Annotated in this window: 29 protein-coding genes; 18 read left to right on the top strand and 11 right to left on the bottom strand. The window is 71.3% G+C overall.

Annotated features, from left to right (window positions below; all coding sequences use genetic code 11):
* Window positions 1–39: 39 nt before the first annotated feature.
* Window positions 40–1,512 carry a regulator gene (locus ACFY3I_RS12900; protein WP_390860596.1) on the bottom strand — a complete coding sequence of 491 codons (1,473 nt, stop codon included), beginning with the start codon at window positions 1,510–1,512 and terminating at the stop codon, window positions 40–42.
* 248 nt (window positions 1,513–1,760) lie between these two features.
* Between ACFY3I_RS12900 and lipB the strand changes: the two genes are divergently transcribed.
* The 6 genes from lipB (at window position 1,761) to ACFY3I_RS12870 (ending at window position 7,254) form a co-directional block, all read left to right on the top strand.
* Window positions 1,761–2,558: a lipoyl(octanoyl) transferase LipB gene (lipB, locus tag ACFY3I_RS12895; protein ID WP_390860595.1), complete on the top strand. Its 798-nt coding sequence runs from the start codon at window positions 1,761–1,763 to the stop codon at window positions 2,556–2,558.
* Window positions 2,559–2,683: 125 nt separating this feature from the next.
* Window positions 2,684–3,649 carry a lipoyl synthase gene (gene lipA / locus ACFY3I_RS12890; RefSeq protein ID WP_365296768.1) on the top strand — a complete coding sequence of 322 codons (966 nt, stop codon included), beginning with the start codon at window positions 2,684–2,686 and terminating at the stop codon, window positions 3,647–3,649.
* A 238-nt stretch (window positions 3,650–3,887) separates the two neighbouring features.
* Window positions 3,888–4,085 (top strand): hypothetical protein, encoded by a 198-nt coding sequence (locus ACFY3I_RS12885; RefSeq protein WP_365296769.1) that lies wholly within the window; start codon window positions 3,888–3,890, stop codon window positions 4,083–4,085.
* Window positions 4,086–4,154: 69 nt separating this feature from the next.
* On the top strand, window positions 4,155–4,856 hold the full coding sequence (locus ACFY3I_RS12880) for a DUF4191 domain-containing protein (RefSeq protein ID WP_365296771.1): 702 nt from the start codon (window positions 4,155–4,157) through the stop codon (window positions 4,854–4,856).
* Window positions 4,857–5,022: 166 nt separating this feature from the next.
* Window positions 5,023–6,144: a nitrous oxide reductase family maturation protein NosD gene (locus ACFY3I_RS12875; protein ID WP_390860594.1), complete on the top strand. Its 1,122-nt coding sequence runs from the start codon at window positions 5,023–5,025 to the stop codon at window positions 6,142–6,144.
* A gap of 114 nt (window positions 6,145–6,258) precedes the next feature.
* The gene (locus ACFY3I_RS12870) at window positions 6,259–7,254 is read left to right on the top strand and encodes a methyltransferase (RefSeq protein ID WP_390860890.1); all 996 of its coding nucleotides are present in this window, start codon (window positions 6,259–6,261) and stop codon (window positions 7,252–7,254) included.
* Window positions 7,255–7,332: 78 nt separating this feature from the next.
* On the opposite strand, the gene ACFY3I_RS12865 is transcribed toward ACFY3I_RS12870, so the two are convergent.
* Genes ACFY3I_RS12865 through ACFY3I_RS12835 form a run of 7 tightly spaced genes read right to left on the bottom strand, consistent with a single transcriptional unit; the run spans window position 7,333 to window position 12,489 of the window.
* Window positions 7,333–7,665: a TcmI family type II polyketide cyclase gene (locus ACFY3I_RS12865; RefSeq protein ID WP_351325343.1), complete on the bottom strand. Its 333-nt coding sequence runs from the start codon at window positions 7,663–7,665 to the stop codon at window positions 7,333–7,335.
* A gap of 22 nt (window positions 7,666–7,687) precedes the next feature.
* Window positions 7,688–8,167: an SRPBCC family protein gene (locus ACFY3I_RS12860; RefSeq protein ID WP_365296171.1), complete on the bottom strand. Its 480-nt coding sequence runs from the start codon at window positions 8,165–8,167 to the stop codon at window positions 7,688–7,690.
* Between the two features lies 1 nt (window position 8,168).
* Window positions 8,169–8,420: an acyl carrier protein gene (locus ACFY3I_RS12855; RefSeq protein WP_351325347.1), complete on the bottom strand. Its 252-nt coding sequence runs from the start codon at window positions 8,418–8,420 to the stop codon at window positions 8,169–8,171.
* A gap of 46 nt (window positions 8,421–8,466) precedes the next feature.
* Window positions 8,467–9,711, bottom strand: coding sequence for a ketosynthase chain-length factor (locus tag ACFY3I_RS12850; RefSeq protein ID WP_365296172.1), 1,245 nt, complete (start codon window positions 9,709–9,711; stop codon window positions 8,467–8,469).
* Window positions 9,708–10,976 (bottom strand): beta-ketoacyl-[acyl-carrier-protein] synthase family protein, encoded by a 1,269-nt coding sequence (locus ACFY3I_RS12845; RefSeq protein WP_390860593.1) that lies wholly within the window; start codon window positions 10,974–10,976, stop codon window positions 9,708–9,710. The genes ACFY3I_RS12850 and ACFY3I_RS12845 overlap by 4 nt, the downstream gene beginning before the upstream one ends.
* Window positions 10,973–11,386: a cupin domain-containing protein gene (locus ACFY3I_RS12840; protein WP_365296176.1), complete on the bottom strand. Its 414-nt coding sequence runs from the start codon at window positions 11,384–11,386 to the stop codon at window positions 10,973–10,975. The genes ACFY3I_RS12845 and ACFY3I_RS12840 overlap by 4 nt, the downstream gene beginning before the upstream one ends.
* A gap of 41 nt (window positions 11,387–11,427) precedes the next feature.
* Window positions 11,428–12,489, bottom strand: a complete 1,062-nt coding sequence (locus ACFY3I_RS12835) for a SchA/CurD-like domain-containing protein (RefSeq protein WP_365296178.1) — start codon at window positions 12,487–12,489, stop codon at window positions 11,428–11,430.
* A 213-nt stretch (window positions 12,490–12,702) separates the two neighbouring features.
* On the opposite strand from ACFY3I_RS12835, the gene ACFY3I_RS12830 reads away from it, so the two are divergent.
* On the top strand, window positions 12,703–14,358 hold the full coding sequence (locus ACFY3I_RS12830) for an FAD-dependent oxidoreductase (protein WP_390860592.1): 1,656 nt from the start codon (window positions 12,703–12,705) through the stop codon (window positions 14,356–14,358).
* A 27-nt stretch (window positions 14,359–14,385) separates the two neighbouring features.
* Here the strand turns inward: ACFY3I_RS12830 and ACFY3I_RS12825 are convergent, their stop codons facing one another.
* A complete protein-coding gene (locus tag ACFY3I_RS12825; RefSeq protein WP_390860591.1) occupies window positions 14,386–14,853 on the bottom strand; it encodes an RDD family protein in 468 nt (155 codons plus the stop codon).
* Window positions 14,854–15,064: 211 nt separating this feature from the next.
* Between ACFY3I_RS12825 and glnA the strand changes: the two genes are divergently transcribed.
* The 4 genes from glnA to ACFY3I_RS12805 all read left to right on the top strand — a co-directional run bounded on the left by glnA (window position 15,065) and on the right by ACFY3I_RS12805 (window position 18,444).
* A complete protein-coding gene (glnA, locus tag ACFY3I_RS12820) occupies window positions 15,065–16,474 on the top strand; it encodes a type I glutamate--ammonia ligase (protein WP_390860590.1) in 1,410 nt (469 codons plus the stop codon).
* 100 nt (window positions 16,475–16,574) lie between these two features.
* A complete protein-coding gene (locus ACFY3I_RS12815) occupies window positions 16,575–16,826 on the top strand; it encodes a hypothetical protein (protein WP_365296189.1) in 252 nt (83 codons plus the stop codon).
* Between the two features lie 110 nt (window positions 16,827–16,936).
* Window positions 16,937–17,857: a zinc metalloprotease HtpX gene (htpX, locus tag ACFY3I_RS12810; RefSeq protein WP_390860589.1), complete on the top strand. Its 921-nt coding sequence runs from the start codon at window positions 16,937–16,939 to the stop codon at window positions 17,855–17,857.
* Window positions 17,858–17,859: 2 nt separating this feature from the next.
* Complete coding sequence (locus ACFY3I_RS12805; protein WP_365296232.1) at window positions 17,860–18,444, top strand: hypothetical protein; 585 nt, start codon at window positions 17,860–17,862, stop codon at window positions 18,442–18,444.
* 25 nt (window positions 18,445–18,469) lie between these two features.
* Here the strand turns inward: ACFY3I_RS12805 and ACFY3I_RS12800 are convergent, their stop codons facing one another.
* Both ACFY3I_RS12800 and ACFY3I_RS12795 read right to left on the bottom strand, forming a co-directional pair.
* Window positions 18,470–18,754 (bottom strand): hypothetical protein, encoded by a 285-nt coding sequence (locus tag ACFY3I_RS12800; protein ID WP_365296192.1) that lies wholly within the window; start codon window positions 18,752–18,754, stop codon window positions 18,470–18,472.
* Between the two features lie 351 nt (window positions 18,755–19,105).
* Window positions 19,106–19,420, bottom strand: a complete 315-nt coding sequence (locus ACFY3I_RS12795) for a hypothetical protein (RefSeq protein ID WP_365296193.1) — start codon at window positions 19,418–19,420, stop codon at window positions 19,106–19,108.
* 276 nt (window positions 19,421–19,696) lie between these two features.
* Here ACFY3I_RS12795 and ACFY3I_RS12790 point away from each other — a divergent pair, with 276 nt between their 5' ends.
* The 7 genes from ACFY3I_RS12790 (at window position 19,697) to ACFY3I_RS12760 (ending at window position 26,515) form a co-directional block, all read left to right on the top strand.
* Window positions 19,697–20,065: an arsenate reductase family protein gene (locus ACFY3I_RS12790; RefSeq protein ID WP_390860588.1), complete on the top strand. Its 369-nt coding sequence runs from the start codon at window positions 19,697–19,699 to the stop codon at window positions 20,063–20,065.
* A 133-nt stretch (window positions 20,066–20,198) separates the two neighbouring features.
* Window positions 20,199–20,930: a hypothetical protein gene (locus ACFY3I_RS12785; RefSeq protein ID WP_390860587.1), complete on the top strand. Its 732-nt coding sequence runs from the start codon at window positions 20,199–20,201 to the stop codon at window positions 20,928–20,930.
* 284 nt (window positions 20,931–21,214) lie between these two features.
* Window positions 21,215–22,246 carry a glutamine synthetase gene (glnII, locus tag ACFY3I_RS12780; RefSeq protein ID WP_365296198.1) on the top strand — a complete coding sequence of 344 codons (1,032 nt, stop codon included), beginning with the start codon at window positions 21,215–21,217 and terminating at the stop codon, window positions 22,244–22,246.
* 563 nt (window positions 22,247–22,809) lie between these two features.
* A complete protein-coding gene (locus tag ACFY3I_RS12775) occupies window positions 22,810–23,400 on the top strand; it encodes a winged helix-turn-helix domain-containing protein (RefSeq protein ID WP_365296200.1) in 591 nt (196 codons plus the stop codon).
* 76 nt (window positions 23,401–23,476) lie between these two features.
* Entirely contained in the window at window positions 23,477–24,478 is a 1,002-nt protein-coding gene (locus ACFY3I_RS12770; protein ID WP_390860586.1) for an SDR family oxidoreductase, read from the top strand.
* Between the two features lie 127 nt (window positions 24,479–24,605).
* On the top strand, window positions 24,606–25,880 hold the full coding sequence (locus ACFY3I_RS12765) for a sensor histidine kinase (RefSeq protein WP_390860585.1): 1,275 nt from the start codon (window positions 24,606–24,608) through the stop codon (window positions 25,878–25,880).
* Window positions 25,865–26,515 carry a LuxR C-terminal-related transcriptional regulator gene (locus tag ACFY3I_RS12760; protein ID WP_390860584.1) on the top strand — a complete coding sequence of 217 codons (651 nt, stop codon included), beginning with the start codon at window positions 25,865–25,867 and terminating at the stop codon, window positions 26,513–26,515. Before ACFY3I_RS12765 ends, ACFY3I_RS12760 begins: the two co-directional genes overlap by 16 nt.
* Window positions 26,516–26,545: the final 30 nt, after the last annotated feature.

The following is a 26,545-nucleotide window of genomic DNA, read 5'->3' as shown; positions in this document are numbered from 1 at the left end:
CCGCTGCGGCGGAAAGGAAGGTGCGGGCGCAGCGGACCGTCAGTTCATCGCGGCGACCTTCTCCCGGTAGCCCTTCACCGGGGCCGCGTCCTTGTACGGCTCCAGCCGGCGTTCGAAGTCCTTGACGTACTCGATCGCGCGTACCGAGCGCATCTCCGCCGCGGCGCCCGCCGCCTCCGCCCCCAGCGTGCACGCCTGGTCGAGTTCGCCGAGGCCCAGGCGGGCCGTGGCGAGCACGACCCGGCAGAAGAGGCGGCTGCGCGCGTAGGAGGGCGCGCGGAGTTGCAGCGAGCGCTCCGCGTGCTGCGCGGCCGCCCGGAACTGCTGGAGATCCCGGTGGCAGTGGCCGAGTTCGTCGGCGAGCTGCGCCTCGTCGAAGAAGCGGGCCCAGTAGGGGACCTCGTCGCCCGGCCGGGCCGTCTCCAAGGCGCGTTCGGCCCGGACCAGTGCGCCGGTGCACGCCCGTACCTCGCCGAGGACCCCGTGCGCCCGGGCCTCGGCCGCGTGCAGGAGCGCCTGCACGACCGGCGGGGCGTTGGTGCCCACCCCCTGCTGCGCCACCCGCGCCAGTTGCACGGCCTCCCGGCCGTGGCCGAGGTAGACCGCCTGGCGGCTCATCGTGACGAGGACGTAGGAGCCGTAGGAGCGGTCCCCGGCCGCCTGGGCGAGGCGCAGGGACTGCACGAAGTACCGCTGGGCGAGTCCGTGCGCCGCGATGTCGTACGACGTCCAGCCCGCGAGCCGGGTCAGGTCGGCGGCCGCGCCGAACAGCTTGCGGCCGGTCTGCTCGCCGTACGTGCCGCGCAGCATCGGCTCGCACTCGTGCTCCAGGTACCGCACCAGGGCCTGCCTGGCGTGCCCGCCGCCGTACGCGTCGTCGAGGGCGCGGAAGAGCTCGCCGACCGAGCGCAGCGCGGCGATGTCCCCGCCGGTGACCCGCTGGCCGGTGCCGCGCTCGGCCTGACCGCGTGGGCGTCCCGGCGCGGGGGCCTGCCGGGGCACGGCGACGGGACGGCTCTGCGCCGGGACCCGGGCCACCGTCACCGGGGCCGGCTCGCCGCGGGCCACCCGGTCGTCGGCGCGGCCGATCAGCCAGTCGCGGCTGGGCACCACCAGCCCGGCGGGGGTGAAGGCGATCTTGCGGAGTTCGGCGTGGCTGCCGGAGTCCTTGCGCCACAGCCCGCTGACGATGTCGACGGCCTCCTCGGGGGTGGCCGCGAACTCCAGCCCCGCGTACACCGGGGCGCACGCGTCCAGGCCCAGGTCCTGGGCGGTGAGGCGGCGGCCCAGGCGCCGCGTGAAGACCTCGGCGATCAGGGCGGGGGTGGTGCCACGGGGCTGCTGGCCGCGCAGCCATCGGGTGACCGACGTCTTGTCGTATCTGAGGTCCAGCCCGTGTTCGAGACCGAGCTGGTCGACCCGACGGGCCAGACCCGCGTTGGAGAACCCTGCTTCTGCGATGAGCGCGGCGAGCTGGCGGTTGGGGGTGCGCTGCGCGGGTCGGTCCGTCATCTGGGGTGCGGTCTCCTGCCTTCTGGCTCAGCTCGGTAGCTTGTGCCCGGATTGCCGGTGAGCAGCCCTTTTGGTGCTCGTGGACGGCGCGAATGTAGCGGAGAGTGAGCAGCCGATCGCACCTTTCGACCTTCATTCATCCGATCGTGTGAGGATTGACCCCAGGGCTGACGCGTGACGGCCGGACGTACAGTGGCTTGGGCGCGTTACGTGCCTGACACACCCACCGCCCGAGGGAGGCGCTTGCCGTGAGTGAGTTGCGGTTCGTCCGCATGGGGTTCGGCCCGGACGCCGTGGAGTACCAGGAGGCGTGGGACGAGCAGCGCCGGGTGCACGCGGCACGCTTCGCCGACGAGGCGCCCGACACGGTACTGCTGCTCGAACACCCCCCGGTGTACACGGCGGGCCGGCGCACCGCGGACGACGAGCGCCCGCTGGACGGCACCCCGGTCATCGACGTGGACCGCGGTGGCAAGATCACCTGGCACGGCCCGGGCCAGCTGGTGGGCTACCCGATCCAGAAGCTGCCGCGCCCGGTGGACGTGGTCGCGCACGTACGCAGGCTGGAGGAGGCGCTGATCCGGGTCTGCGCGGAGTTCGGCCTGGAGACCTCCCGGGTCGAGGGGCGCAGCGGGGTGTGGGTGCTCGGCGACCCGGTCGAGCGGCGGCCGGCGCTCGGCGGGCTGTCGCTGGACTTCGACCCGCGGCTGACCGACGAGGAGTTCGACCCGCGGCTGAACGGCCCCGAGTACGCGCCCTCCAACGCCGGGCAGCGCCGCGAGGACCGGAAGATCGCCGCGATCGGCATCCGGGTCGCCAAGGGCGTCACGATGCACGGCTTCGCGCTCAACGTGAACCCCGACAACAAGTGGTTCGACCGGATCATCCCGTGCGGCATCCGGGACGCCGGGGTGGCCTCCCTGGCGGCCGAGCTGGGCCGTGACGTGACGATCGAGGAGGTGCTGCCCGTGGTGGAGCGCCATCTGAAGGACGTCCTGGAGAACGCGGAGCTCAAGCCGCGAGAGATCGAGAAGACCCCCGCCTGACGCGGAGGACCCCGCCGGGCCCGGGAATGCGCCCTGCGGCCGAGGGGTTGGCCTCCACGGAAGGGCCCAGCAATCACGGGCGTACCCTGGTGTACGCCGAGGAATCGAAGTTACAGGGAGCCGACGTGTCCGCAGTCTCACCCGACGGACGCAAGATGCTGCGCCTGGAGGTCCGGAACGCCCAGACCCCCATCGAGCGCAAGCCCGAGTGGATCAAGACCCGGGCGAAAATGGGCCCCGAGTACACGAAGATGCAGAACCTCGTGAAGAGCGAGGGCCTGCACACGGTCTGCCAGGAAGCCGGCTGCCCGAACATCTACGAGTGCTGGGAGGACCGCGAGGCGACCTTCCTCATCGGCGGCGACCAGTGCACCCGGCGCTGCGACTTCTGCCAGATCGACACCGGCAAGCCCGAGGCCCTGGACCGCGACGAGCCGCGCCGCGTGGGCGAGTCCGTGGTCACCATGGACCTGAACTACGCCACCATCACCGGCGTCGCCCGCGACGACCTGGAGGACGGCGGCGCCTGGCTGTACGCCGAGACCGTGCGCCAGATCCACGCGCAGACGGCGGGCCGCGAGACCGGCCGCACCAAGGTCGAGCTGCTCGCCCCGGACTTCAACGCCGTCCCGGAGCTGCTGCGCGAGGTCTTCGAGTCGCGTCCCGAGGTGTTCGCGCACAACGTCGAGACGGTGCCCCGGATCTTCAAGCGGATCCGCCCGGGCTTCCGCTACGAGCGTTCGCTGAAGGTCATCACCGAGGCCCGCGACTTCGGCCTGGTCACCAAGTCGAACCTCATCCTCGGCATGGGCGAGACCCGCGAGGAGGTCTCCGAGGCGCTGCGGCAGCTGCACGACGCGGGCTGCGAGCTGATCACCATCACGCAGTACCTGCGCCCGAGCGTGCGGCACCACCCCGTGGAGCGCTGGGTCAAGCCGCACGAGTTCGTGGAGCTGAAGGAGGAGGCCGAGCAGATCGGCTTCTCCGGCGTGATGTCCGGGCCGCTGGTGCGGTCCTCCTACCGGGCCGGGCGGCTGTACCAGATGGCCGTCGAGAAGCGGGGCGCCTTCGTCGCCGTGCAGGCGGTCTGACTCCGTCACCCGGCAAGCGTGTGAATTCGCGCACAAGTTACTACCGGCCAGTAATGTCCGAATGACCGCGGTCCTGACCGTCCTCGCTGATGAGGACGCCCGTCAGGACCGCGTCGGCGTGCGGGGCCCGCATATCAAGGTTTCATTGGTGTTTGACCGGTCGGTCACGCCCTGGTAACACCGAACAGTGACCCTGGAATCACAGCATGTACACCCACCTCGAAGGGGGACCTTCACCATGCAGGCCGCGCCCGTCCGCGCCACCGCCATCCCGTCCTTCACCGACGCGCTGCGCGCCGTCGAGTCCCTTCTGATGAGCGGCGGCCAGCGCACCGCCCGTCAGAACGCCTGGACCTCCGTACTGGAGGACCGCCGTCGCGCCAAGGACCGGGTCGAGGCGCAGCACTTCCTCGAGCAGGTCGCCGGCCGCTCCTGACGGCCCCTTCCCGCCCCTCTCCGGGCACTGCCGTCGTAGGCACTCCCGGGGACACGTAGACTTCGGGGCATGGCGAGGAAGGAACCCGCAGCGGACGCTGCGAATGCCGGGCGACTGAAGCAGATCGTCCTGACGTACAAGATGACCCGCAAGGCCGATAAGACGATCGGTCTTGTCCTTGCGGGTGTCGGTCTCGGCATCCTTGCCGTCTTCCTCGTGATCGGCTTCCTGATCGGCCATCCGGTCTATCTGGGCATCCTGGGCCTGCTGCTCGCCGTCCTCGGGACGGCGATCGTCTTCGGCCGCCGGGCCGAGCGAGCGGCTTTCGGCCAGATGGAGGGCCAGCCGGGCGCCGCGGCCGCCGTGCTGGACAACATCGGGCGGGGCTGGACCACCACGCCCGCGGTGGCGATGAACCGCAGCCAGGACGTGGTGCACCGGGCCGTCGGCAAGGCCGGCATCGTCCTGGTCGCCGAGGGCAACCCGAACCGGGTGAAGACCCTGCTGGCCGCCGAGAAGAAGAAGATGGCCCGGATCGTGGCCGACGTACCGGTGCACGACGTGATCGTGGGCACGGGCGAGGGCCAGGTCGAGCTGAAGAAGCTGCGGACCACGATGCTCAAGTTCCCGCGGGTGCTGACCGGCCCCCAGGTGACGACGACCAACGACCGGCTGCGGGCGATGGGCGACCTGATGAGCAATATGCCATTGCCGAAGGGGCCCATGCCCAGGGGCATGCGGATGCCCAAGGGCGGGCCGCGGGGGCGGTAGACACCCCTGCGCACTCGGGCGCGGTGGTCGCGTATGCGACCGCCGCGCCTTTTTCCGTTCCCGCGCGGCCCCCGCCCCTGCGGGCACTCCGTACGCGCCTCCGTGACACGCCGCCGAACGGAGCATCCGGCGGGTTATCGGGTCATCTGCTCCTAGCCTTCCGAGTGTGACAAAACGCCATATCACATACCTCGCGTGCACCGCCGCCCTGTGCGGCTCCCTCATCGGCGCCGCCCCGGCGAGCGCCACGCACCACGTCCTCCAGGTGCATCCGGGCGAGTCCATCCAGAAGGCGGTCGACGCCGCCGAGCCCGGCGACACGGTCATGGTGCTGGCCGGCACCTACCACGAGAGCGTCCAGGTGACCACGCCCGACCTCACCCTGACCGGGGTGGGCCCGGAGACCGTGCTCCAGCCGGTCGCGAAGGCCAAGAAGACCAAGACCACGACGGCCGCGAAGGCCGAGAAGGCCATGGCGAAGAAGGCCGCCGCCCAGAAGTCCTGCGCGGAGCAGGGCGACGGCGTCTGCGTGGTCGGCAGCAAGAGCGGGCCGCTCGAGAACGTCACCGTGGCCCGGATGACCGTGTCCGGGTTCTCCCGGAACGGCGTCATGGCGGTCGGCACGGCCAACCTGAACGTGCACGGCGTGGCCGCCGTCAAGAACGGCCAGTGGGGCATCGCCGAAGAGCGCTCCGTGCACAGCGTCTACCGCTACAACGTCGTCCGCGACAACGGCGACGCCGGGCTGTTCCTCGCCAACTCCATCACCACGGAGAAGGGTGCCACCGACACCGAGGGCACCGTCGTCGAGCACAACCTGCTGGAGAACAACCGGCTCGGCGTCACCGTGCGCCGGCTGCGGAACGTGACCGTCTCGGACAACTCCGTGACGGGCAACTGCGGCGGCGTGTTCGTCGTCGGCGACGAGAACAAGCCGAAGGCCGGCCGGATCGTCGTCGCCGACAACCAGATCGTGAAGAACAACAAGTACTGCAAGAAGACGGCCCGCCTGCCCTTCCTGCAGGGCACCGGCATCGTCCTGACGGGCACCGAGGACGCGCTGGTGACCGGGAACACCGTCACCGGCAACTCCGGCAAGTCCCCGCTGTCCGGCGGCATCCTGCTCTTCAAGAGCTTCGTGGGCGCCACCAGCGACAAGAACCAGGTCACCCGAAACAAGCTGTCGGGCAACGCCCCCGCCGACCTGGTCAACCAGGAGGCCGCCAAGCACGGCAACTCCTTCAAGGAGAACTCCTGCAAGAAGTCCAAGCCCGCCGGTCTGTGCTGACCTGACGGCCGCACCACACCCCTCAAGGAAGGAAGGCGGCACATGACCGCACCAGCACGCGACCTCTCGGCGCCGGCGAAGGAGCCGGTACGCCAGGACGCGCCGCCCCCGTCGATGCGGCTGCGCGAGCTCGTGTTCGGGGCGGCCTGTGCCGCCGCCGTCCGCGCGGCCGCCCGGCTGCGCGTGGCCGACGCGCTCGGGGACGCCCCGATGACCGTGGAGAGCCTGGCGTCCGCGGTGAAGACCGACCCCAAGCCGCTGCGCCGGCTGCTGCGCGCCCTGTCCTGCTACGGCGTCTTCGCCGAGCGCCCGGACGGCACGTTCGCGCACACCGACACCTCGCGGCTGCTGCGCGAGGACGACCCGCACAGCCTGCGGTACATCGCCCTGTGGTGCACCGAGCCGTGGACCTGGGACGCCTGGCCGAAGCTCGACGAGGCCGTGCGCAGCGGCCGCAACGTCATCGAGGACCTGTACGGCAAGGAGTTCTTCGTCTACCTGAACGAGGACGCCCCGGAGTCGGCGGACGTCTTCAACCGGGCGATGACCACCTCCAGCGAGCAGTCGGCCCGCGAGGTCGCCGCGCTGCTCGACCTGTCCGCCAGCCGGTCGGTGGCGGACCTCGGCGGTGGCCAGGGGCACGTGGTGGCCTGTCTGCTGGACAAGTACCCGGCGATGAAGGGCTACCTGCTGGACCTGCCGAAGGTGGTGGAGAAGGCCCTGCCGCGGCTGCGTGCGGGTGGTGACCTGGAGGACCGGGCGCGGATCGTGCCGGGCGACATCCGGGAGGCCGTGCCGGTCGACGCGGACGTCTACGTCATCAAGAACATCCTGGAGTGGGACGACGAGTCCACCGCGCAGCTGCTCGCCAACGTGATCGCCGCGGGCGGTCCCGGTGCCCGGGTCGTGGTGATCGAGAACCTGGTCGACGACACCCCGTCGATGCGGTTCAGCACCGCGATGGACCTGCTGCTGCTCCTGAACGTCGGCGGGGCCAAGCACACCACCGACAGCATGGTCCGCCGGCTGACCGAGGCGGGTCTGAGCGTCAACGACATCCGCCCGGTCAATCCGTATCTGCACGCCTTCGACTGCACGGTGCCCGCCTGAGGCAGGCCCCGGAACGCGCCGGTGCCGGGCCCGCGTTGTGCGCGGGTCCGGCACCGTTGGCGTCGGCGGTACGACGGTTCACGCGCCGCCGTCGCGCTCCCAGAGGTAGAAGCGCTGTGCCATCGCGTCCTTCGGGGAACGCCAGGTCTCCGGGTCGTACGCGCTGACGTACGCCGTGAGACGGTCGCTGATGTCCCTGAACTCGGGGTGCGAGGTGACCTTGGCGATGGCCGGTCCCGGCTCGCGCTCGGACTCGACGAGGTGCATGTACACATCGCCGAACTGGAAGAGGCTGCGCCGGGTGACCCCGACGAGGTGCGGCAGCTCTCCCCGGTCGGACTCCGCGAAGACCTTCGCGATGTCGGGCGCGGAGCCCGGTGCCATACGGGCGACGATCAGGGCCTGGTGCACGTGTCTCTCCTGTTCGTCCGGCTCAGTCGGCCAGGGCCGGGTCGGGGCGACGGCCGGTGGCCGCCTTCTCGATCTTGTCCCGGATCAGGGCCATCTGGATCTTGGAGTTCCGGTTGATGTTGTCGGTCATCCAGTCGTCGTCGACGGGGGCTTCCGGCTTCATCGCGAAGTCCTGGGTCCAGACCATCCGGGTGCCGGCGGGGACCTCCTCGTACTGCCAGAGGATGTCCATGTGCGCGAACGGGCCGGTCTCGACCCGGCGGGCCTTGACCCGCAGGTTGCGGCGGTCGGCCTCGCGCTCGGAGACCCAGCTCCACACCTTGCCGTTCTCGTCGGGGTGCATGGTCAGCCGGAAGGTGACCTTGTTCCCCTCCTCCTCGAGGATGTCGGCGGCGGCGTACTCGCTGAACAGCTGGGGCCAGTTGGCCACGTCGTTGGTCATGTCCCAGACCAGGTCGACGGGCGCGGCGATGGTGATCTCGTTCTGGGTGTGTCCGGTCATGTCAGGCTCCCGCGGGCATGGCGCTGTTGACGAGGTCGAGGAACTGGCGGGGGGTCTTGCACCGCTCGGCGTCCACCGGCATGGGCACGCCGTGCCGGTTCTCCAGCTCGCCGACGATGCCGAGCAGGCCGAGCGAGTCGACGCCGAGGACGTCGAAACCGCTGTCGGCCCGGTCCTGGAGGTCCGCCGGGGCGACGGTGACGCCGGCGGCCTTCTTCATGAGTTCGGACAGTTCGTCCACGGTGATGCTCATTGGGACTCCTCCTTCTTCGCTGCTGGGCAGCTGTTTCTTCTCCGGCTCACCCGGCCGCGCCGTGACGCAGCACGAGTGCCGAGTTCGACCCCATGAGTCCCCGGCTGAGGACCAGCGCCGTGCGAGGTGCCGCGGCGCGGGCGCTGCCGGTCACGAGATCGAGGTCGTGGCAGATGTCGTGGACACCCGGGGTCGGCGGGATCAGCCCGTGTTCCATGGCCAGTACCGCGGCGGCGGTGTCCAGGACGGGAGCCGCGCAGTATCCCCGCCCGATCCCGCTCTTGGGCGCCGTGACCGGTACCCGCCTGCCGTGCGCGCCGAGCACGTCGGTGATGGCCAGCGCCTCCGCCCGGTCGGCCGCCGGGACCCCGAGGGCGTCGGCGAAGACGACGTCCACCTCTTCCGGGGCGCAGCCGGCCTCCTCGAGTGCGCCGCGGATCGCCTGGGCGAGTCCGGCCCTCGACTCGGCCCAGCGGGAGGCCCCGGTGAAGGTCGACGCGTGTCCGTCGATGGTGGCCCGCACCGGCAGGCCGCGCCTGCGGGCCGAACCGGTGTCCTCCACGACGAGCATGGCGCCGCCCTCGGCCGGCACGAATCCGCAGGCCTGTTCGGTGAACGGGCGGTAGGCGCGGGCCGGGTCGGTCTCCCGGCTGAGCTCCTCGTAGCCGAGCTGGCAGACCATCGAGTACGGAGCTATGGGCGCCTCGGTGGATCCGGCCACGATGACGTCGGTGCCGCGTCGCACCGCGCGGGCGGCGTGCGCCAGGGCGTCCAGGCCGCCCGCCTCGTCGGCTGCCACCACCGAGCAGGGTCCCTTGAAGCCGCGCCGGATGGAGATCTGGCCGGTGCTGGCCGCGTAGAACCAGGCGATGGACTGGTAGGGGCCGACGAACCGGCTGCCCTTGCCCCACAGTCGCTGGAGCTCGCGCTGGCCGAACTCGCCGCCGCCGGAGCCGGCCGCGGTGACCACGCCGACGTCGAACGGCGAGCCGTCGGTGTCGGCGCGGCCGAGCCGGGCGTCCTCGAGCGCCAGGTCGGCCGCGGCCATCGCGAAGTGCGTGAAGCGGTCGGTCTGGACGATGAGGCGTTCCTCGACCGCGGCCTCCGGATCGAAGTCACGGACTTCTCCGGCCACCTTCATGGGCAGGTGATCGCAGCCGTCGCGGGTCACCTTGTCGAGGACGTTGCGTCCCTCCTGGACGGATTTCCAGAAGGTCTCGGTGCTGGTTCCGTTGGGCGCGACGACACCGATACCGGTGACGGCCGCCCGTCGAGACCGGGGTTCGCTCATCGTGTCCGTCCTCTCTGCCGGGTCAGGATCACCGCGGACTGGAAGCCGCCGAACCCGCTGCCCACGGACAGGACTCCGCCCAGGGGCCGTTCGCGGGCGACCCGCGGCACGTAGTCGAGGTCGCACTCGGGGTCGGGGGTCTCGTAGTTCGCGGTGGGCGGGACGACCTGGTGGGCCAGGGCGAGCACACAGGCCACGACCTCGATCGCGCCGATCGCGCCGAGCGAGTGGCCCACCATGGACTTGATGGAGCTCATGGGCGTGCTGTACGCGTGGTGCCCGAGCGCCTTCTTCACGGCCGCGGTCTCGTGGCGGTCGTTCTGCCGGGTGCCCGAGCCGTGCGCGTTGACGTAGTCGATGGCGGTGGGGTCGAGGCGGGCGTGGTCGAGTGCGGTCTCGATGGCGCGGGCCATCTCCAGGCCCTCGCTGGTGAGACCGGTCATGTGGTAGGCGTTGCCGAAGGTGGCGTAGCCGTCGAGCTGGCAGTAGATGTGCGCGCCGCGGGCCTTGGCGTGCTCCAGCTCCTCCAGGACCAGCACCGCGCCGCCCTCGCCCATGACGAATCCGTCACGGCGGTTGTCGAAGGGGCGCGAGGCGTGCTCGGGGTCGTCGTTGTTCGGGGAGGTGGCCTTGATCGCGTCGAAGCAGGCCATGGTGATGGGTGAGATCGGGGAGTCCGAGGCACCCGCGATGCAGATGTCGGCGCGGCCCTCCTGCACGGTGTGGAAGGCGTAGCCCACGGCGTCCAGACCCGAGGTGCAGCCGGTGGAGACGGTCTGCACCGGACCCTGTGCGCCGAAACGTTCCGCCACCGCGGAGGCGAGGGTGCTCGGGGAGAACGCCCGGTGTAGCTGGGGCTGCGCCTGCCGGTGGTCCACGTCCCAGTTCTGGCCGCCGGCGCTCACCAGGACGTAGTCGTGCTCCAGACGGGTGGTACCACCGACCGCCGTGCCCAGGGACACCCCGACCCGCCAGGGGTTCTCCCTGGCCAGGTCGAGACCGGAGTCCCGGACCGCCTCGTCACCGGCGACCAGGGCGAACTGTATGTACCGGTCCGCCCGCTCGATCTCCTCGGCGTCCAGGCCGTGCGCCAACGGGTCGAAGTCGCACTCGGCGGCGATCCGCGACCTGAGGCCGGAGGGGTCGAAGAAGGTGATGCCGCGCGTCGCGGTCCGGCCGGAGGCGAGCAAGTCCCAGAACGCCGGTACGCCCACACCCCCCGGAGCCACGATGCCTATGCCCGTAACCGCCACGCGCCGGGTCACGACCGGACCTGCCCCACGGCGACGGCTTCCGTCTCCTCCGTGTCGACGTGACCCAGCGCCGGGCGGGGCGCCAGCGGGCCGAGGTGGAAGACCATCCGCGCCTCGGTACGGCCCACGTTGCGGAACCGGTGCTTCATGTTGATGGGGATCATCAGGCCCTGCTCGGGCCGCAGCGCGTGCGCCTCGCCGTCGAGGTCGACCTCCATCTCACCGCAGACCACGTACACGAACTCCTCGGAGTACGGGTGGTAGTGCTCGGCGATCCGGTCGCCCGGCTGCACGATGGCCACACCCATGAAACCGCTGGTGGAACCGACCGTGGCCGGGGTGAGCATGGCGCGCAGGTCGCCGCCGCGCCGCGTGTTGGGCTCGATCTCGCTGAGATCCACGATCTTGGGAATGGGCTTCATCTCTACGTTCCTCCGTGAGGGTGATCCGGCGGTGGTGGGGGTCAGGCGTCGGGCGAGCGGCGGTCGGTGAGGAGCCTCATCCGCACCGCCTCCCCGTCCAGCAGTGCGGTCAGCGCGTGGGCCGGGACGTCGTCCACGGGGGTGCCGGGCCGCTGCTCGACCAGTCGTACGACGACGTCGTCACGCTGGAAGACCGTGCTGTGCAGCACCGGGCTGGCCGGGTCCTCGGCCGATGCCTCGTCCTGCTGCGCCAGCAGCTCGGCGAGCCGCATCCCGCAGCCCGGACGGGCCGGGTAGTACAGCGCGTGGCGGTCGCCCTCGGTCAGCTCCTCGGCGACGACGTGGTGCACGGCCGGCAGCGCCGCCCGGGTGAAGAAGATCCGCGCGGACTCCTGGTCGTTCAGGTCGCGGTCCTGCTCCAGGTAGGGGTTGATGGCCTCCTCGACGGCCCGCACCTCCGGCTGCCGGGCGACGTGGCGCAGGGCGGCCATCAGGTCGCCGCGCACCTCGATGGCCCGCACCACCCGGTTGCCGTGCATGAACAGCGAGGTCCGGCACAGGCGGGTGGACTCGTCGACCTCCGCCTGCGGCGAGGCGTAGTCCGAGAGGAGCTTCGCGACCTTGTCCTCGCTGCCCGGCCGGACCGTGAAGGTGAGCGCGTGGCGGATCACACCGTCGCCCACCCGCGGCCCGTCCTGCAGGATCCGCTCCGCGTCCGCCGACGGTCCGCCGGTCTCACGGACCACCTGGAAGCGGAGCGAACGGGTGTCGCGCACGCAGTTGTGCAGCGGCTTCACCATGTCCACGTGCTCCTCGCTGTTCACCCAGGCGAGGAACGGCGGGGCGCTCTCCCACTCGCTGGTGATCAGCCACTGGGAGGGGTTCTCGATCGACTGGCAGAGCTGGTCGCTGACGTGCCCGGGCACCTTGGCGACCTGGCTGCACAGCTGCTCGTAGGAGTCCAGGAACTGCTGCTGCGCGCCGTCGTAGACGTCCACGAGCAGGACGACCCGGAGCCGGGAGCCGTCGAAGACGGTCTGGGAGACCCGTTTCGACACCGGACGGGTCAGCTTTTCCGAAACCTTTTCCGAGATCGTCGTCATGCTTCGCACATCTCCTTCGCTGGGGCAGCGGCCTACGCCTTCACCGATGACGCGGCGTCAGCGCTTCTTGATCCTGTGCCGGTCCTCCGAAGCGCGCGACTCGCGTGAACCAGGTGGGTGATTGAGCGCGCGGAACCCCTCCGCAGGGGGCCCGGAAGGGGCATGCAAGTTGCTGCACACCTGACGCACCGCCACCCGCCGATGGAGTCCCCCATGCAGCACAGAACCGATCACCAGGTCCCCGTCCTCGTCGTGGGCGGTTCCCTCGTGGGCCTGTCCATGTCCCTGTTCCTGGGCCGTCTAGGCGTACGGCACATGCTCGTCGAACGGCACTCGGGGACCTCGATCCATCCGCGCGGCCGGGGCAACAACGTGCGGACGATGGAGCTGTTCCGGAAGGCGGGCATCGAGCCCGGCATCAGGTCCGCCGCCTCACTCCTCGCCGAGAACCACGGGATCCTGCAGGCCCCGGCGCTGGTCGGCGACGCCGGCGAGTGGCTGTTCAAGGAGATCGACCCCGGCGGCGGACTGGCCAGGTTCAGCCCTACGGGGTGGTGCCTGTGCAGCCAGAACGACCTGGAGCCGGTGCTGCGCCGGGCGGCGGAGTCCCTCACCGGTGAGCTGCGCTACTTCCACGAGATGGAGTCCTTCGAACAGGACCCCGAAGGAGTGACCGGGTACGTCCGCGACCGTGACTCCGACCGGATGTACACCGTCCGGGCGAAGTACCTGGTCGCCGCGGACGGGGCGCGCAGTCCGGTGCGCGGCCGGCTGGGCATCGGCCAGACGGGCCCCGGCGACCTGTTCGCCAACGTGAGCGTCACCTTCCGCTCCAAGCTGCTGGCCGGCGCCGTCGGGGACCGGCGGTTCATCTGCTGCTACCTCACCGACCCGGCCGCGGACGGCGCGCTGCTGCCGGTCGACAACAAGGAGCACTGGGTCTTCCACGCGCCGTGGCACCCCGAACGCGGGGAAACCCTGGACGAGTTCACCGAGGAGCGCCTGACCCGGCACATCCGCCGGGCCGTCGGCGTACCCGATCTCGACGTGGAGATCACCGGCCGCGCCTCCTGGCGGGCGGCCGAACGGGTCGCCGAACGGTACGCGTCCGGACGGGTCTTCCTGGCCGGCGACTCCGCGCACGAGATGTCCCCGACCGGCGCGTTCGGCTCCAACACCGGCATCCAGGACGCGCACAACCTGGCGTGGAAACTGGCGGCGGTCCTGGACGGCTGGGCCGGTCCCGGGCTGCTGGAGTCCTACGACGCCGAGCGCCGCCCGGTCGCGCTCGCCACCAGCGCCCGTGCCTCGGCCCGCTCGGTGGAGCACAGCCACCCCGGGTTCGCGCCCGCGCCCGGCATCGGCGCCGACAGGCGCGGCGGCATCCTCAACATCGTCCTCGGCTACCGGTACCCGAAGGGCGCGGTCGCCGGTGCCGAGCCGGGCCTGCCGGTCGTACCCGATGGGATGAACCTGATCGGCCAGCCGGGCAGCCGGGCACCTCACCTGTGGCTGCGCCGCGCGGACGAACGGATCTCCACGCTCGACCTCTACGAGCGGTCCCTGGTGCTGCTCAGCGACGCGGGCTCCGCGGCGGGCGCGGCCTGGCACGCGGCCGCCCGGCGGATCGCGGACACGGAGCGGCTACGGCTGGACACGTACCGGATCGGGACGGCGGGCACCGGGGCCGACCTCGTGTACGACACACCGGACGGCGACGGGGACTGGGCGTCGGCCCACGGGACGACGGCGGACGGCGCGGTCCTGGTCCGGCCGGACGGATTCGTCGCCTGGCGCGCGGACAGCGCGGTGCCGGACCCGGAGGGAGAGCTGCGGGACGTACTGTCCCGGCTGCTGCGGACGAGATGAGGAGGGCGTCGCGCCCTCACCCGTGGTTCAGATCCGCACCTCGACGGTCTTCGCCAGCCGGTCGTGCAGGCCCCTGCCGTCCCGGTCCCACACCAGGGCCGGGATCGCGAGGCACAGCAGCACCGTGCGGGAGAGCGCGCGCAGCGGCTGCACCCGGCCCGTCCCCACGCCGACCACCCGCAGCCCGAACAGCCGCTTACCCGGTGTGAAGCCGACCGTGCCGACGGTCAGGACCCCGAGGGCGAAGAAGACGAGCAGCGCCCAGTTTCCGGTGGCCGGGGTGTAGCCGTCGGTGATCAGGCCGTATGCGATCAGGACGCACAGTGCCCAGTCCACGGCCAGCGCGCCGAGCCGCCGTCCCGGACGGGCGATGGAGCCGGGCCCGTCCTCCGGCAGGCCGAGCTGCTCGCCCCGGTACCCGAACTCCACGCCGGCCTCTTCCATGGCCGCGCGCGGCCCGGAGAGCCACGATCCCATTGCTTGCCTGTTGTCCACCCGGACACGGTACTGCCAGGGCGGACACCCGGGGTCCGGCGGGGTGCCCGGGGGCTACGGTGGAACAAGGCCGGTTAACTTCAGCGAAACAAATGGGTCACGCCCGAGAAATCACCCGTCCCTAGGGTCGGGGAGAGCGTGTGCCACCGCACTGGCAGCACGAACGAACTACCACCCCGGCGCGGGAACGCCCGGAAGTAGGAGGAGCTGGATGTTCCAGAACGCCGACGAGACCAAGAAGTTCATCGCTGACGAGGACGTCAAGTTCGTCGATGTCCGGTTCTGCGACCTGCCGGGCGTCATGCAGCACTTCACGGTGCCCGTCGAGGCGTTCGACCCGGACGAGGAGCTCGCCTTCGACGGATCCTCGATCCGCGGTTTCCAGGCGATCCACGAGTCCGACATGGCGCTGCGCGCCGACCTGTCGACGGCCCGGGTGGACCCCTTCCGCCGCGACAAGACGCTCAACATCAACTTCTTCATCCACGACCCGATCACGGGCGAGCAGTACTCCCGTGACCCGCGCAACGTGGCGAAGAAGGCGGAGGCGTACCTCGCGTCGACCGGGATCGCCGACACCGCGTACTTCGGCCCGGAGGCCGAGTTCTACGTCTTCGACTCGGTCCGCTTCGCCACCTCGGCGAACGAGTCCTTCTACCACATCGACTCCGAGGCGGGTGCCTGGAACACCGGCGCCCTGGAGGACAACCGCGGGTACAAGGTCCGCTACAAGGGCGGCTACTTCCCGGTCCCGCCGGTCGACCACTTCGCCGACCTGCGCGCCGAGATCTCCCTGGAGCTGGACAAGCAGGGTCTGAAGGTCGAGCGCCAGCACCACGAGGTGGGCACGGCCGGCCAGGCGGAGATCAACTACAAGTTCAACACGCTGCTCGCCGCCGCCGACGACCTCCAGCTCTTCAAGTACATCGTGAAGAACGTGGCCTGGCGCAACGGCAAGACCGCGACCTTCATGCCGAAGCCGATCTTCGGCGACAACGGCTCGGGCATGCACGTGCACCAGTCGCTGTGGGCCAACGGCGACCCGCTGTTCTACGACGAGGCCGGCTACGCGGGCCTGTCGGACACCGCCCGCTACTACATCGGCGGCATCCTGCGCCACGCCCCGTCGCTGCTGGCCTTCACCAACCCGACGGTGAACTCCTACCACCGCCTGGTCCCGGGCTTCGAGGCCCCGATCAACCTGGTGTACTCGCAGCGCAACCGCTCGGCCGCGATGCGTATCCCGATCACGGGTTCGAACCCGAAGGCCAAGCGCGTCGAGTTCCGCGCGCCCGACTCCTCCGGCAACCCGTACCTGGCCTTCTCCGCCCTGCTCCTCGCGGGCCTGGACGGCATCAAGAACAAGATCGAGCCGGCCGAGCCGATCGACAAGGACCTCTACGAGCTGGCTCCCGAGGAGCACGCGAACGTCGCCCAGGTCCCGACCTCGCTCCCGGCCGTCCTCGACTCGCTGGAGCGCGACCACGAGTTCCTGCTCGCCGGTGACGTCTTCACGCCCGACCTGATCGAGACGTGGATCGACTTCAAGCGCACCAACGAGATCGCCCCGCTGCAGCTGCGCCCGCACCCGCACGAGTTCGAGCTGTACTTCGACGTGTGACGGACGCCCCCCGGCTCCCGGCGCCCCCGCTCCTGTTTCTCAGGGCGGGGGCGCCGTCGTATCGTGCACGGGTACTGATGTTCGACACGGGGGGGTCGGAATGTCCCAACAGGACGACGAGGAGCGCGAGTTCGATCTGCGCTGGGCCGATCAGGCCGAGCACCGGGAGCCGTCGGCGCGGGCCCGGATGCTCGCCGCCCGGTGGAAGGAGAACCCGCCGGATCCGACCCCGTTCCGGGCGGACCCGGGGCCGGTGGAGCCACGGCGCTCGTCGTGGACGTCGACGGCGCTGGTGCTGGGGTGCGTGGCGGCGGTGATCCTGCTGCTGGGGTACGTGCAGACCCGCCCGTAGGGGCGCGGGGACCTTTTGCCGCCGCTAGGGGCGTTCGGAACCTTTCCATGGGTCTCGGCAGGTGCACACTGGACAGCGGGACGAGTGCCTGACTGCGGGGTGATGGCGAGATGCAGAGCCGCTTCCGGAGCGACCGGCGGCTGACCGTGCGGATGACGGTCACGCTGTTCCTGCTCGGACTGCTGTACGTGGGCTTCGTTGCCGCGTTGATCGTGTTGCTGAAGTCGTGGCTGCTGGTCGTCGTACTGGTGGGCGCGATGTTCGTGGCGCAGTTCTGGTTCTCCGACCGGATCGCGATGTTCGCCATGCGCGGGCGGGTCGTGGAGCGGGAGGAGTACCCGGAACTGCACGCGGTGGTGGACCGGCTGTGCGCCATCGCCGACATGCCGAAACCCGTGGTCGCCGTGTCCGAGATGGACATGCCCAACGCGTTCGCCACCGGGCGCAATCCCGACCACGCGGTCGTCTGCGTGACCACGGGGCTGCTGCGGCGGCTGGAGCCGGCCGAGCTGGAGGGAGTGCTCGCGCACGAGCTGTCGCACGTGGCGCACAAGGACGTCGCCGTGATCACCGTCGCGTCCTTCCTCGGGGTGATCGCGGGGCTGGTCGTGCGGTTCGCCTTCTACTCGCAGGTCTTCGGCGGGGGCAGGCGGGACCAGAACACGGCCGCCGTCTTCGCCGCCGTCATCGGGGTCTCCGCAGCCGTGTACGCGATCAGTTTCCTGCTGATCAGGGCGCTGAGCCGGTACCGGGAACTGGCCGCCGACCGGGCGGCGGCCCAGCTCACCGGGCGGCCCTCGGCGCTGGCGTCCGCGCTCACCAAGGTCTCCGGCGACATCGCCCGGATCCCGACCAAGGATCTCCGCACCGCCCAGGCCTTCAACGCCTTCTACTTCACCCCGGCGACCGGCAAGGAGCCCGGCATCGAACGCTTCTTCTCCACCCACCCGCCCCTGGAGCAGCGGCTCGAACAGCTGGGGCGGATCTCGGCGGAGCTCGGTGAGGCGGCGACGCCCGGGAAGGCCGGGTGAGCATGGGGTTCCTGGACATCCTGCTCGGCCGCACCAAACCCGTCGCCCCCGACCTGGACCGGCTGTTCGCGCTGCCGTCGGCGGCGGTGACCCTGGAGGCGGCGGCCGGGTTCCGGCCGACCGGTCTGGGCGCGGTGTGCTTCGCCACCGTGGAGGGCGCGGCCTTCGAGCAGACCCACCACGAGGTGCAGGCGCTGCTCGACGCGGACGCCGACCGGGGCGACTCCCCGGTGGAGCTGTCCCAGGACGCCTACGGCTACTCCTGGCTGGTCTCGCGGCGCGCCCCCGACCAGCTCCCGCAGCTCGTCAACGACCTGCACGCGGTGAACAGTTCGATGGAGGTCAACGGCTTCGGCCCGCAACTGCTGTGTTCACTGGTCTCGTTCGAGGACGAGCGCGGGCGCAGGCTCGCGCTCGTCTATCTCTACAAGCGGGCGACGTTCTTCCCCTTCGCTCCGCTGCCCGGGTCCGGTGAACGACGGGACAACGCGCTGGAGTTGCAGATGAAGGCGGCCCTCGCGAACGACCTGCGGATCGAGCAGGACCTCGGCCGCTGGTTCCCGGTGTGGGGTGCCCCCGGTCTGTGACCGGAGGACACCCGGCCCCGGGCCCTCAGCGGTTCTGGTTGCGCTCCTGACGCCGGAACTCCAGGGGGCGTTCGCGGCGGTACCGGCGCTCCCACCTGGCCTGCCGGTCACGGCGGTCGCGGTACGACCTGTAGTCGTTCGGCGTACCCCCGCCCCCGCCGGACGAACCGCCCGAGGAGGACGCCGACGACGAGTCGCGCCCGTAGTGGACGTACAGGAAGAGCAGGGCGACGGCGGCGAGCCACCAGTTGTGGTTGCCGAATCCGAGGATGACCAGGACGACGGTTCCGGATAGGACGATGGTGCCCATGACGGGCCTCCGTGGCGTGGGTGTGTGAGCGGTCGACGGATCCGACGGCGCGCGGGGACGGGCGGCCGTCCGTCGGTGCGTAGCAGAGTAGCCCCGAGCCCTCAGGGCGCGGTCGGCCCTTCGGAAAGCGGTGGCGGGCACCTCCGGAACGCATCCCCAGCGTAGCGATCCGGTCACTCGGCGTGCATCCCGTTTTCCCGGGTGTCCGGCGGCGGGCGGGGCTGGGCCGGACGTCCGGTCGGTCGGTCGGCGGCGCGGTCACGGGTGGCGCCGGACGCCGGGTCGGACACCCGGCGCCCGGCACCGGCGCTTCAGCGCTTCAGCGGCTCACCGGCTCACCGGCTCACCGGCTCACCGGCTGTAGCGCATCAGCGCGCGCACCATGTGGCACGTGGTGGCCGACGGCGGATGGATGCCGACGCTCTGCGCCGTGCTCCGGATCGTCTCGTCACGCGCCTGGGTGGGCAGGTAGACGCCGGAGTCGAGCAGGGCGATGGCCAGGCGCATGGCCTTGAGGCGGCGGTTGTGCATGACGTACCACTCGCGCGGCCGTCCGGCCGGCAACGGGCTCTTCTCCGCCGGCGCGTAGGGCGAGTCGAGCAGGACGGCACGCTTCGCGGTGGACTGGGTCGGCAACGGCTTCGGCTTCAGAGCGGCAGCGGGCACGGGCATCCTCCTGTCGCGGTCAGAGTGCCTCCGGACACCCCGGCGACTCTCTCGAACACTGCTTCCAGTGTACCGGCCGCCACTGACAGCAGGGGGTCCCCGACGACCCGTCAAAACAGCAGGTGAAAGCGGGAATTGCGGCTCCGGTTCGGAGGTTTCGGATGATGCCCGTGAGGCGTCGAGAAATTCGAACAGAACGAGCCGTCGAGGGCGCCCGGCGGCGCGGCCGGGCGCGGGGCGCGGCCGGGACCCCGCGATGTGGCTACCGTGGCCGGTATGGAGATCTGGATCAACCCCGCCTGCTCGAAGTGCCGCACCGCGGTCGGCCTGCTCGACGCCGAGGGCGCGGAGTACACCGTCCGCCGCTACCTGGAGGACGTTCCGAGCGCGGACGAGATCAGGGCCGTACTGGAGCGGCTCGGGCTCGAACCGTGGGAGATCACCCGCACCCAGGAGGCGGTGGCGAAGGAGCTGGGGCTCAGGGAATGGGCGCGGGACGAGGCGGCGCGCGAGCGCTGGATCACGGCGCTCGCCGAGCACCCGAAGCTCATCCAGCGGCCCGTCATCACCGCGGACGACGGGACGGCACTGGTCGCCCGCACCGACGAGGCCGTCCGGGAGGCGCTGGCCAGGGGCAACGGGTGACCGCGCCGGAGCGCTGACCAACTCCCGTGTGACGCAGGTTACTTCAGTGGCTCCCGTAACCATTGAGTAACCGCGTTCGGTATCTCGTACATAGCGGCGTACGACGCTCCCCCACCTCTCTCAGGAGGCGCGCATGTCGCGTAGGAGAACTCTCGGCGCCAAGAAGTCGATCGCCCTGCTGGTCGGCGCCGCAGCCGTCGCCGGCGGCGGGGCCTTCGTCCTGGCGTCCACCTCGAACGCCGCGCAGTCCCCGCAGAACGCGAAGACGCTGTCGTCGGCCGCGGACTCGACCGTCTGCTCGGGGCTGGCCACCGCTCTCGGCAACAACCAGAAGTTCATCGCGGACCAGAAGGCGAACCCGGACGCCCAGTCGGCGGCCAGGATCACCAACCGTGAAGCGGTGATCGCGCAGATCAAGGTCCAGCAGCAGGCGTCCGGTTGCGTCGTTGGGGAGTCGGCTCAGGGCTCCCAGGCGGCGGGCGGCACCCAGACGGGCCAGACCGGTCAGACGGGCCAGACCGGTCAGGCGGGTCAGGGTGGCCAGCAGGCCGCCCCCGCGGCACCGTCCAAGGGCGCGGCCGCCGGGAACGCCGGCGCGGGTGCCGGCGCGGCCGCGGGCCAGCAGGTCTGCAACGGCTCGACCGTCACGCTGTCCGGTGAGGCCGGCGCCCCGGCCGCCTCCAGCAACCAGTTCCCGGCGGGAACGACGCTGAAGGTCACCAACCTGGACAACAACAAGTCCACGACGGTGAAGGTCACCTCGGTGTCCGGCAGTTGCGTGCTGCTCAACAACGCCGCCTTCGAACAGGTCAGGGAGCCCGGCAAGTTCCTCATCCGCCGGGCCCTGATCCAGAAGGTCGGCTGACCGGCGGGACGGGACGCGGCGCGGTCGCCGGCTTTCACGGAGGGAAAGCCGGCGACCGCCGCACCGGGGCCGCGCACGGCGCCCGAAATGGGCTCCGTACCCCGCCGGCCCGCTCCTCACAACGTGAGCCGCAGCACAGAACCGCCAGGTAACACCGGGTTCACATTCGAGCAATGATCGGGAAATCGCCTGTTGACAGGCTGCCGGGCAACACCGCGGCGCCCCAGTGCCGTAGCGCCGCCGCACCCGCAGGTGCGCCCGACCCACCCCGAAGGATGTGGCCCGTGACCTTCAAGGCTGAGTACATCTGGATCGACGGCACCGAGCCGACGGCCAAGCTGCGTTCGAAGACGAAGATCATCGCGGGCGCTCCCGCCGGTCTGGACGCGCTGCCGATCTGGGGCTTCGACGGGTCCTCCACGAACCAGGCCGAGGGGCACTCCTCGGACCGTGTACTGAAGCCGGTCTTCACCTGCCCGGACCCGATCCGCGGCGGCGACGACGTCCTCGTCCTGTGCGAGGTCCTGGACATCGACCTCACCCCGCACTCCTCCAACACCCGCGCCGCGCTGGCCGAGGTCGCCGAGAAGTTCGCCGCGCAGGAGCCGATCTTCGGCATCGAGCAGGAGTACACCTTCTTCGACGGCGCCCGTCCGCTGGGCTTCCCCGAGGGCGGCTTCCCGGCCCCGCAGGGCGGCTACTACTGCGGTGTCGGCGCCGACGAGATCTTCGGCCGCGAGATCGTCGAGGCCCACCTGGACAACTGCCTCAAGGCGGGCCTGGCGATCTCCGGCATCAACGCCGAGGTCATGCCCGGCCAGTGGGAGTTCCAGGTCGGCCCGGTCTCCCCGCTGGAGGTCTCCGACCACCTGTGGGTGGCCCGCTGGCTGCTCTACCGCACCGCCGAGGACTTCGGGATCTCCGCCACCCTCGACCCCAAGCCGGTCAAGGGCGACTGGAACGGCGCCGGCGCGCACACCAACTTCTCCACCAAGGCGATGCGCGAGGGCTACGACGCGATCATCACCGCGTGCGAGTCGCTCGGCGAGGGCTCCAAGCCGCTCGACCACGTCAAGAACTACGGCGCGGGCATCGACGACCGCCTGACCGGCCTGCACGAGACCGCCCCGTGGAACGAGTACTCCTACGGGGTCTCCGACCGCGGCGCCTCGGTCCGCATCCCGTGGCAGGTCGAGAAGGACGGCAAGGGCTACATCGAGGACCGCCGCCCGAACGCCAACGTCGACCCGTACCTGGTGACCCGGCTGATCGTCGACACCTGCTGCACCGCCCTGGACAAGGCCGGACAGGTCTGATCCGCGAACTCCCCCCGGGGGCGTCCACCGTCGTGGTGGGCGCCCCCGCGGCGTTGCAGCCGGCCCGTGTCGCGGTGGGCACCTGGAGACCGGTGGGGCGCCCGCCGCCGACACCCGGACGGAGAACGGGCGGCGGCCGTGGGAGCACGTCGGCCGTCCGCACTGTGGGACGGCGATCCGGCCAAGGCGATCGGGCTCACCGGGCCGACCCGGCGCAAACGCCTGGTGGACTGGGGCGGGTGGCTTCGGGATCCGGCCAGGGAGGTGTCCGAGCGGTGAGAGGAGGGTCCTGTTTCGGGGCTGTGTCTGCTTCAATGGGCGCATGGCCAGCCACCAGAAGTGCAGCGCGACGGGTCGCCACGACCTCGAGCCCTTCTGGCCTTCCCGTCAGCACCACGACTTCGACCGGGTGTGTTGCCGCGCGATGAACGCGCGGGCCCTCTAAAGCCGTACACCCCGGCCTTCGGCCAGCGCGGAACGCAGAACGTCTCCGGCGCGCCCGACCACGAATCGCGGCCGTCGTCCCGACCGACGAACTCCTCGCGCGAAAGAGCTGACGTCTCATGGCGACCACCCGTTCCCTCTCCCCCGCCTCCCCCCTCGCCGCCTCCTCCGCCGCCCGGCACCGGCTGCGTTCCGTCGACCCGGACGAGGTGGTGGACATGGCGGACTTCCTGCCGCCGGGCGCCACCTGGCTGCCCGCCCCGCAGCACAGCCTGCCCACCCTGCCGGGCCGGCCCCCGATGATCGGGTACCTGGTGCTGGTCCCGGCGGACCAGCGGCCGCCGTTCCTGCCGATCCCGGTGGCGGACGCGCAGCAACAGGCCGACGCCCCCGAGGAGCGGGCCGCGACCGGCGCCCGGCCGCTGGTCAGCGTCGACCCCGGGCAGCGCACCGCTCAGGTGGACGGCCGTGAACTCGACCTCACCTACCTGGAGTTCGAGCTCCTCGCCCATCTGGTCGCGCACCCGAACCGGGTGCACACCCGCGACCAGCTGGTCACCACGGTCTGGGGCTACGGGCACGTCGGCGACGGCCGCACGGTCGACGTGCACGTCGCCCGGCTGCGCCGCAAGCTCGGCGCGGAGCACCGGGGCGCGATCCAGACGGTCCGCAGGGTCGGCTACAAGTACACCCCGCCGGCCGGCCGCTGACGGGCCGCCGACGGGCCGCTCTGCTCTCGGCAGAGTCCCGTTCCCTCCGGGCCCGGTTCCGGGCACGATCATCCGCATGAGACTTCTCGTGCTGGGTGGAACGGAGTTCGTGGGGCGGGCCGTCGTGGCGGCGGCGCTGGGGCGCGGCTGGCAGGTGACCGTCCTCAACCGGGGACACCACCGGCCCCCGCCGGGCGTGCGGGAGCTGCACGGCGACCGCACCGCGCCGGACGGTCTGGCCGCGCTGGCCGAGGGCACCGGATGGGACGCGGTCGTCGACACCTGGTCGGCCGCGCCCCGTGCCGTGCGGGAGACCGCGCGGCTGCTGCGGGGCCGTGCCGGACGGTACGTGTACGTGTCCAGCTGCTCGGTGTACGAGTGGCCGGCTCCGGCGGGTGCCACCGAGGACACGGCCCTGGTGACGGGGACCGCCGCCGACGCCGGTCGAACCGACTACGCGCGGGACAAGCGGGGCGGTGAGCTGGCCGCCGTGGAGTCCTTCGGCGCGGACGGCTCGGTGCTGGTGCGGGCCGGGCTGATCCTCGGGCCGCACGAGAACATCGGCCGGCTGCCCTGGTGGCTGAACCGGATCGCCCGGGGCGGCCCGGTGCTGGCACCGGGCCCGCACGACCTGCCCGTCCAGTTCGTGGACGCCCGGGACCTCGCCGAATGGGCGCTGGGCGCGGTCGAGCGGGGCCTGTCGGGGCCCTACAACCTGGTCTCGCCGCCCGGCCACACCACGATGGGCGAGTTGCTGGAGGCCTGCCGCCGGGTCACCGGCTCGACCGCCGAGCTCCGCTGGACCGGCCCCGAGGCGATCCTCGCCGCCGGGATCGAACCGTGGGTCCAGCTGCCGGTGTGGGTGCCGGCGGGCAGCGAGTCGTACGACGCGGTGCACCGGCTGGACGTGACGCGGGCGGTGGGGACGGGACTGGTGTGCCGCCCGGCCGAGGAGACGGTGGCGGACACGTGGGCATGGCTGCGGGAGGCCGGCGGCGAGGCGCCGAGGCGTGCGGACCGGCCGGCCGTCGGGCTGGACCCTGTCGTCGAGGCGAAGGTGCTCGGCCTGCCGGCGTAGGAGTTCGCGACGGATCCGCGGCCCCCCTTTCGGGGTGCGACAGCGCCCGGGGTGTACCTGGCACCACCCCCCGGGACGGGGCTTCGGGCCAGTGACCCGTGACGTGGGGGTCGGACAGACTGGCGCCATGATGACGAACACGAACAGCGGGGGCCTCCGTGAGCGGGTGCGGGAGGTCGTGCTCGCCGCGGTGCGGGGGCTGGTGCTGGCGGTGGTGATGCCGGCGATCTCGATCCTCTGCTTCGTCCTGACCGCGGTCTCCGTCGCCCTGGTCCCGGTCGGCCTCGGCGTCCTCACGACCCCGTGGATCCTCGGCGGGGTGCGGGACGTGGCGGACGCCAGGCGGCGGCTCGCCGAGGAGTGGTGCGGGATACGGATCCGGTCCGGGTACCGGCCGCCGCCGGTGACGGCCAACCCCTGGACCCGCACCCTCGCGCTGCTCCGGGACCCGCAGGTCGGGCGGGACGTGCTGTGGCTGCTGGTGGACATGACGGCGGGGTTCGTGACCGCGCTGCTGCCGGCGCTGGTCGTGTTCTACCCGCTGGAGGGGTTCGCGGTGGCCGCCGGGCTGTGGCGGGTGCTGGGGGACGGCTACTGGTACGGCTTCGTGCCGGTCACCGGACAGGCCACCGCCTTCGCCGCGGCCGGGCTCGGCGCCGTCATCCTCGTGGCCGGTGCCCGCCGGGCCCCGGCCCTGCTGACCGCGCACTTCCGGCTCACCCGTGCGGTCCTCGCCCCCGGCGAGGGTGAACTCACCGAACGCGTGCGGGTGCTGACCGAGACCCGCAGGGACGCCGTGGACACCTCGGCGGCCGAGCTGCGCCGGATCGAGCGGGATCTGCACGACGGGGCGCAGGCCCGGCTGGTCGCCATGGGCATGGACCTCGGGACCGTGGAGATGCTGCTGGACAAGGACCCGGAGAAGGCCAGGCAGTTGCTCGCGCAGGCCCGGCGGGCGTCCGTGGAGGCCCTGGGCGAGCTGCGCGACCTGGTGCGGGGCATCCACCCGCCGGTGCTCGCCGAACGCGGGCTCGGGGACGCCGTGCGGGCGCTGGCGCTGCGGCTGCCGGTGCCCACGGAGGTGGCCGTGGACCTGCCGGGGCGGGCGGACGCCCCGGTGGAGTCGGCCGCGTACTTCGCGGTGAGCGAGGTGCTGACCAACGCGGTCAAGCACTCCGGCGCCGACCGGATCTGGGTGGACCTGCACCACGTGGCCGCAGGCGGCGGCATGCTGCGGATCTCGGTCACCGACCACGGCCGGGGCGGCGCGGCGACCGGCGCCGGGTCGGGGCTCGCGGGGGTCGAACGGCGGCTCGGTACATTCGACGGCGTCCTGGCCGTCAGCAGTCCCGTGGGCGGCCCCACCATGGTCACCATGGAGATTCCGTGCGCGTTGTCCTAGCCGAAGACCTGTTCCTGCTCCGCGACGGGCTGGTGCGGCTGCTGGAGGCCTACGACTTCGAGATCGCGGCCGCCGTCGAGACCGGCCCCGAGCTGGCCCGGGCACTGGCCGAACTGGAGCCGGACGTGGCCGTGGTGGACGTGCGGCTGCCGCCCACGCACACCGACGAGGGCCTGCAGTGCGCGCTCCGGGCGCGGCGGGACCGGCCGGGGCTGCCGGTGCTGGTGCTCTCCCAGCACGTGGAGCAGCTGTACGCGCGGGAGCTGCTGGCCGACGGCAGGGGCGGGGTGGGGTACCTGCTGAAGGACCGGGTCTTCGACGCGGAGCAGTTCGTGGACGCGGTACGGCGGGTCGCGGCGGGCGGTACGGCCATGGATCCGCAGGTGATCCAGCAACTGCTGTCCCGCCGGGCGGGCGACCGGCCCCTGGAGGGCTTGACACGGCGGGAGCTGGAGGTCATGGAGCTGATGGCGCAGGGCCGTTCGAACGCGGCGATCGCCGCGCAGCTCGTGGTGACGGAACGGGCCATCGCCAAGCACACCTCCAACATCTTCACCAAACTGGGACTGGAGGTGTCGGACGATGACAATCGGCGCGTCCTGGCGGTGCTCGCGTATCTTGACCGCGACCGCTGATTTTCCAGAAGTTGCCCTGCTCAAACGGTA

It is taken from the genome of Streptomyces sp. NPDC001068 (genome assembly GCF_042897315.1).
In the GTDB taxonomy this organism is placed as follows: Bacteria; Actinomycetota; Actinomycetes; order Streptomycetales; family Streptomycetaceae; genus Streptomyces.
This window is presented reverse-complemented; position numbering and strand designations above follow the sequence as displayed.